Origin of the sequence: Stieleria sp. (assembly GCF_041595215.1) — a bacterium.
GTDB lineage: Bacteria > Planctomycetota > Planctomycetia > Pirellulales > Pirellulaceae > Stieleria > Stieleria magnilauensis.
Map to the genome: position 1 here is coordinate 1 of NZ_JBFHKV010000564.1, position 5,393 is coordinate 5,393.

The following is a 5,393-nucleotide window of genomic DNA, read 5'->3' on the forward strand; positions in this document are numbered from 1 at the left end:
CCGGTCGCGACCAGCCACTCGGATTCTTCGGGCGTGTAGTTGCCGTTGAGCCGGGTTTCTTCGACGACGTTTTCATCGCCACCGCTGCGGGTTCGCACCGACTCGTCTGCCAATTCGTCGCCGGCGAGTTGTTCGACGATGAACTCGTCGTACGGTTTGTCTTCGTTGAACGATCGAATCACGTAATCACGGTAACGCCACATGTTGGAACGCTCGTAATCGTTCGACATGCCGCCGGTGTCGGCGTAGCGTGTCACGTCCAGCCAGTGACGTCCCCATCGCTCCCCATAGCGTGGACTGGCCAGCAAGCGATCGATCGTGCTCGACCAGGCTGCATCCGGATCTTTGTCCCACGCCTGGATAAACGCGTCGACTTCTTCGGGCGTCGGCGGCAATCCGGTCAAATCATGTGTCGCCCGACGCAATAGGTCACGCGGTTCGGCTTGCGGGGAGGCTTGCAGGTCCGCTTGTTGTAACTTGCGGTCGACGAAGTAATCGATCGCTCGCTCTGCCGGAGTGCCTTCTGGCAACAACTCCGACTTCGATTTTAGCTTTTCCCAAGCCCATAGATCCTCGGGCTGGTAGCGGCGGTCGGTCCACTGCTCGCTGGTGCCGCCGCTGGTCGTGAACAGCACGCCATCTTTGGTCGATTTCTTGGTTCGTTCTTCGTCACGGTATCGTTGCTGGGTTTCTTCATCGGGCCAGGGGGCACCGCTCTTGATCCAGCGGCGGAACAGTTCGACCTGCTCGTCGGTCAATCGATCGTTCTCCTTGGGCGGCATCTCCAAGCCTTCCCAAGCGATCGCCTCGATCAAGGTGCCCTCATCGGGATGGCCTGGAACGATCGACGGCTCTTCCGATTCGCCGCCGCGCAACAAGTCGTCGCGGCTGACCACGCTGAATTCACCCTTGATGTCCTCTTCGTCGCCGCCGTGGCATCCCAGGCACTTGTCCTTCAACAGCGGCAAGACCTTGAGCGTGAAATCGCGTTCCGCCGCCTGCGCCGAATCCGCCTCCCAATCGCCCTCGGCCGATTCGTCCGCCCGCACCATCCCGGCCAGCAACACCACCGCCACCACCGCCAGCGGGAAGCGTAAGCGAGCGGCCATCACCAGCGGGAAGCGTGAGCGAGCGGCCATCACCAGCGGGAAGCGTGAGCGAGCGGCCATCACCAGCGGGAAGCGTGAGCGAGCGGCGCCGGAAACGAAATCGGTCACGCGCCACTGGCTAGCGCCACGTGCTGGCCTGTCATCCACGCGTGAACACGTCTGGGATGCGCTCGATCGTCGTCGGGAGTAACTTGATTGCATTCCGGTGGGTCTATCGCTCATTCGGGTTTCCAGCGTGATAGAGATTAGAGATTTCTTCGTGCAGGAGTGCGCCGGAGAAAAGCGCGAACTCGTCCACACAACCATTCAAATTTCGAACCACAAACGTTGCATCGCTGCGGTACATCGGCTCGCTCCAATTGCAAATCGATGCGGCACCGATCTTGATCGATTCGACCAAAAACGTCTCCGGAATCGATTCACGACTGATCGGTGCGCCGTTGACATAGTGGGTCACCAGTTTCTGGTCGACATCGTAAACCGTGGCCAGCATGATCCACTGACCACTCATCGAGGTTTCCCAAAACGGCGGGGAGTAAAACACTTGGCGCTCCCGTTCGGCTGGCGACAGGTGATCGATGTCGGGTGGTTTGACGGAGAAGAACATTCGGCCGTCATTCATGAGCTGCCAATGCGGCTCGCGATCTTCGTGGCCGTCGGTCAGGAACAGTGAATTGTACCATCGATCCAGGCTGTTGATTTTCACCCAGCACATCAGCGTCAACCCGCGATGCTCTCCGGGAACCACAACTCGGACACGGCTGCCCATGCGGCTGAAATCCAACGCTCCGCCGTCACGTCCCCAACGGTCTTGGGTCCGTGTCGCGGCGACGACCGCCCCGTCGCCGGCGATCGCTGTGCCGTTGACCCGGCTTGCCGCCGACGCCCGATTGACCAGTGTTCGCGACCAGCCTTGCGTCGGGTCGACCAAATAGTGTGCCATCAGCCGCGGGTCGTTGCGGAGTAATTGTGTGGCGAGTTGCCAGCGACGAAACTGATCCGACTGTCGCTCGGCCAATACATCTTGAAAGGCGGCCGGTCCGATCAATGCGATGTCGTCGGCCGACTCCTTCGCCAACGTTCCGTCGGCAGCCAATTCGATCCCTTCGCCGTCGCGCAATCGCCGCGTCTCGGCTTCTCGCGTTCGCAATTCCACTTCTCCGTCGACCACCTTCACACTCGAACGCGTCTCGTCCACATCGACGGTGAATTCAGTGCCCAAATCGATGACTTCCCCGGCTCCGGTTTTCAGACGGAACCCGTGGGCGGGTTCGGGCACGTGAGCCCTCGCGCTGCCTTTCCGCATGCTGACTTGCATCGGCGAATCGATCGAAAACATCGCCTCGCCGCGAATCACCATCTGCACGCCGCTAAACAGCTCGACGTGGACCAAACCGGACACAAGGTGCAATTCGCCCTGCGGCAACAATCCGCCGTTTTCGATCGCCTCGCCTTCCCAAACCGCATCGGACTGTCCGCTCAAGACTCCGAAACCGGTCGCCGAGGGTTCGTTTTTCTGGATGGTTTGCGCCACCTGGGGTCGGTCGTTTTGATCGGCGAGTTGATCGGCGGGGCCGGCAAACATCGTGACGAACAAGATCAGTCCGGCGGCGATCGCGGCCAACAGGCCGGCCCACCACAGACCACGCTTCGACGAACGCTGCAACAACGGTTCGGCAAGGGGAGGCAAACGGTGAACTTCCTCCGCCGCCAGTTCTTCGAGCAACAGATCCATCTCTAGCCGTCGATAGTAAGCCTTTCGGACTTCGGCATCGACGCTCAGTTCCGCCTCCAGTCTCAGGAAGTCGGCTTCGTTGATGTCGCCGTCCAGCAGCGCATCGAACAGTGTGGTTTGTTCGTCGGGGGTCATTCCGTTTCTCCCGTGGCAAGGAGGCGTCGTTCGATACACTCGGCCAGTGCGGTCCGCAGCCGATGCAGCGTGACTTTGACTCCACCGACCGAGCGTCCGAGTTGGCTGGCAAATTCTGCCAACGGCTGCTGCGTGGCGTAGCGCCGCATCAGCAGTTCGCGGCTGGCCGGTTTCAGTGCCTGCATGCACTCGCGGAGCGCCGCTTGCCGCTCGGCCAAGTCGTCGGTGACCTCAGCCAACTCGGTGGCGACGGTTTCTTCCAATTCGTCGGAGAAATGGAGCCGGGCGTCACGGGCTTGGCGTTTTCGGTGGTTCAAGACTTCGAACCGGGCGATCGCCATCGCCCAGGCCTTGAAGTGGGTGCCGGGCTCGAAATCACCGCGTTTTTCCCAAATTTTCGCGTTGGCTTGCTGGATGACATCGCCGGCGGCGGGGTCGCCCGGCAGCAACGCGCGGACGTACAACCGCAGCGGCAGCTGGCATTCGGTCAGCAGTCCCACGAAGGCGGAATCAGCAGAATCGTCGGTGCGGGGTTGGTTCACGGGCTCCATGATAAAGAAATGCCGCCCGCGGCCCGCAGGTTAACAAGAATCGAGAAAAAATCCCCGCGTCCCCCACCCACATCATTCTGCCTTTTCCCACTCCGCCCGTCGTGTCGCACCGCCACGGCGTCTCGCGATGGATCCGCGACTCCCATGGCTCCCCCTGGCGGCTGGTGCGCCAGGGGGTGCGTGCCCATCTATATGGGTTGTGGTTCTGGAGAAAAACTGGATCATTCGGGGACAGCGTATCGCCGACCCGAGGCTAAGGCCGTCAAAGACTGATCCAGCCGAGGATACGGCGGCAAATAAGAGCCCCATCCCGGCTGACCGGGTGATAAACAAGTTCACGCTCTCGACTGCTTGAAACGGGTTCCGAGATTAGCGTTCGTTCGCGTGGATTAGCGGTTCGTGTTTCCGGCGTTTTGGCACCGCTAATGAACACCGATGAACGCTAATGCCAGTACCCGAACTCACGCCCATTGGATTTCATCAGACCTCTGTTTCCTGGAGATCGCCTCTGGTATTACGGTTTGACAGGTGCGCTGACGTACTTGGTGGAAGGGTCTCACGCAAAGTCGCCAAGCCGCAAAGATTTGAACCCGCTCCTTTGCGGCTTGGCGTCTTTGCGTGATTCTTGTCTCACTTGCTGCACGGTCGACTCGGCCGAACGAGGCAAACCGACGCCTGGCGCTTCCAACGGTGACAACCGACGTCTGGCATGTCGACCGGAAAATGGGGCCCTCGATTTCCCGCGGCGTTTCGGATTGAGTACATTGGCCACCAGCGGCGATGGCTCGTGCTGTCGTCGTGGCCGAGCCGCGTGAACCAAGTGGTGCACCGCAGTCGGCGAGTCACGTTTGTATTTGAGTTCAGGTTGATCGCGCCGACGCGGTGGTGTCTTCGACGACTTGAGCGTGAGTCGGAAACAGACGGCGGGTGACAACGCGATGCACGCCGAGTCGCGGTTGTTGAACGGGAAGGTTACTCGCGGCGACCGCGTGATCGCCACCGTTCTCTCATTCATTTGAATCAATATTTTGTATGGCCGCATCTGGTTGGCACTACACCACTGACTACGACAACGACGCGAATGTGGCGTTACGCGTGTTGCGCCGTCGTGTGTTCGAGTCCGGTGACTACGGTGATCACCATTGGTCTAACTTGCGGCATTCCTTCTGGAGCATGCCATTGTTGATCAAATTGGTTGTCGGTGTTTCCTCTCTCTTTGTTGCCGCGCAGGAAGTGATCCAATGGGTTGCTCGTGGTGGTCGCGGGCCTCGTTCAATCGAAGAGGCGGTTGATCTTGCTCGTGAATCCGGAACTCACTCGATTCTCGACATTGATCGTTGCTCGCAAACACCGGATTTTGGTGTAGCGTTTCCTCTCTCGTTTGCGCGAAGGCGAGAATTATTTGGTACTGATAAACCAACACTTCAAGATTGGGAGTCGGCAGGATGGCTTGCTCCTGCTGCAAAACTGCAACGCTGGACCGCAGTGTATTTCACGATCTATGAAGATGGTAATCCGGCCCAACTCGCGTTTGTTGGCGTTTCCGGTGATTGACGACTGCGACGAACAGACAGAACAATGGGACACACACGAAGGCCGCGAGTCAGGTCGATCGGTTTGCACTGAGTCGTTCGCGTCCTGGGTGATTTCCACCGATTAACTCAATCGAATGGCTCTCCGCTTCGACGGTTGACGTGCGGTGTCGATGGGTTCGGCAAACGCGTGACTCCATCCGGTTAGGCTGACGCCAGTTTCTTGAATCCTTCGGCCGCAGGTCGTCAGCGTTTTGGTGCGGTCGCCGTCTTGATCTCTTGTGGCCCGTTGTGTGATCCGCAGACGCATGACTCCCCCGTCACTTGCGTC

General features: G+C 59.4%; 5 protein-coding genes. 1 reads left to right on the forward strand and 4 read right to left on the reverse strand.

From position 1 onward, the window contains the following. The 3 genes from ABX749_RS20090 to ABX749_RS20100 form a co-directional block, all read right to left on the reverse strand. Positions 1 to 1,217 (reverse strand): DUF1549 domain-containing protein (locus ABX749_RS20090; RefSeq protein WP_372897541.1); only part of this gene is annotated, 1,217 nt, incomplete at its 3' end. A 103-nt stretch (positions 1,218 to 1,320) separates the two neighbouring features. After that, the gene (locus ABX749_RS20095; RefSeq protein WP_372897542.1) at positions 1,321 to 2,979 is read right to left on the reverse strand and encodes a LamG-like jellyroll fold domain-containing protein; all 1,659 of its coding nucleotides are present in this window, start codon (positions 2,977 to 2,979) and stop codon (positions 1,321 to 1,323) included. Further along, a complete protein-coding gene (locus ABX749_RS20100; protein ID WP_372897543.1) occupies positions 2,976 to 3,521 on the reverse strand; it encodes a sigma-70 family RNA polymerase sigma factor in 546 nt (181 codons plus the stop codon). The genes ABX749_RS20095 and ABX749_RS20100 overlap by 4 nt, the downstream gene beginning before the upstream one ends. 1,041 nt (positions 3,522 to 4,562) lie before the next feature. Here ABX749_RS20100 and ABX749_RS20105 point away from each other — a divergent pair. Continuing rightward, positions 4,563 to 5,084 (forward strand): hypothetical protein, encoded by a 522-nt coding sequence (locus tag ABX749_RS20105; protein ID WP_372897544.1) that lies wholly within the window; start codon positions 4,563 to 4,565, stop codon positions 5,082 to 5,084. Positions 5,085 to 5,186: 102 nt separating this feature from the next. Here ABX749_RS20105 and ABX749_RS20110 read toward each other — a convergent pair. Further along, a partial coding sequence (locus ABX749_RS20110; protein ID WP_372897545.1) for a hypothetical protein occupies positions 5,187 to 5,393 on the reverse strand: 207 nt, incomplete at its 5' end.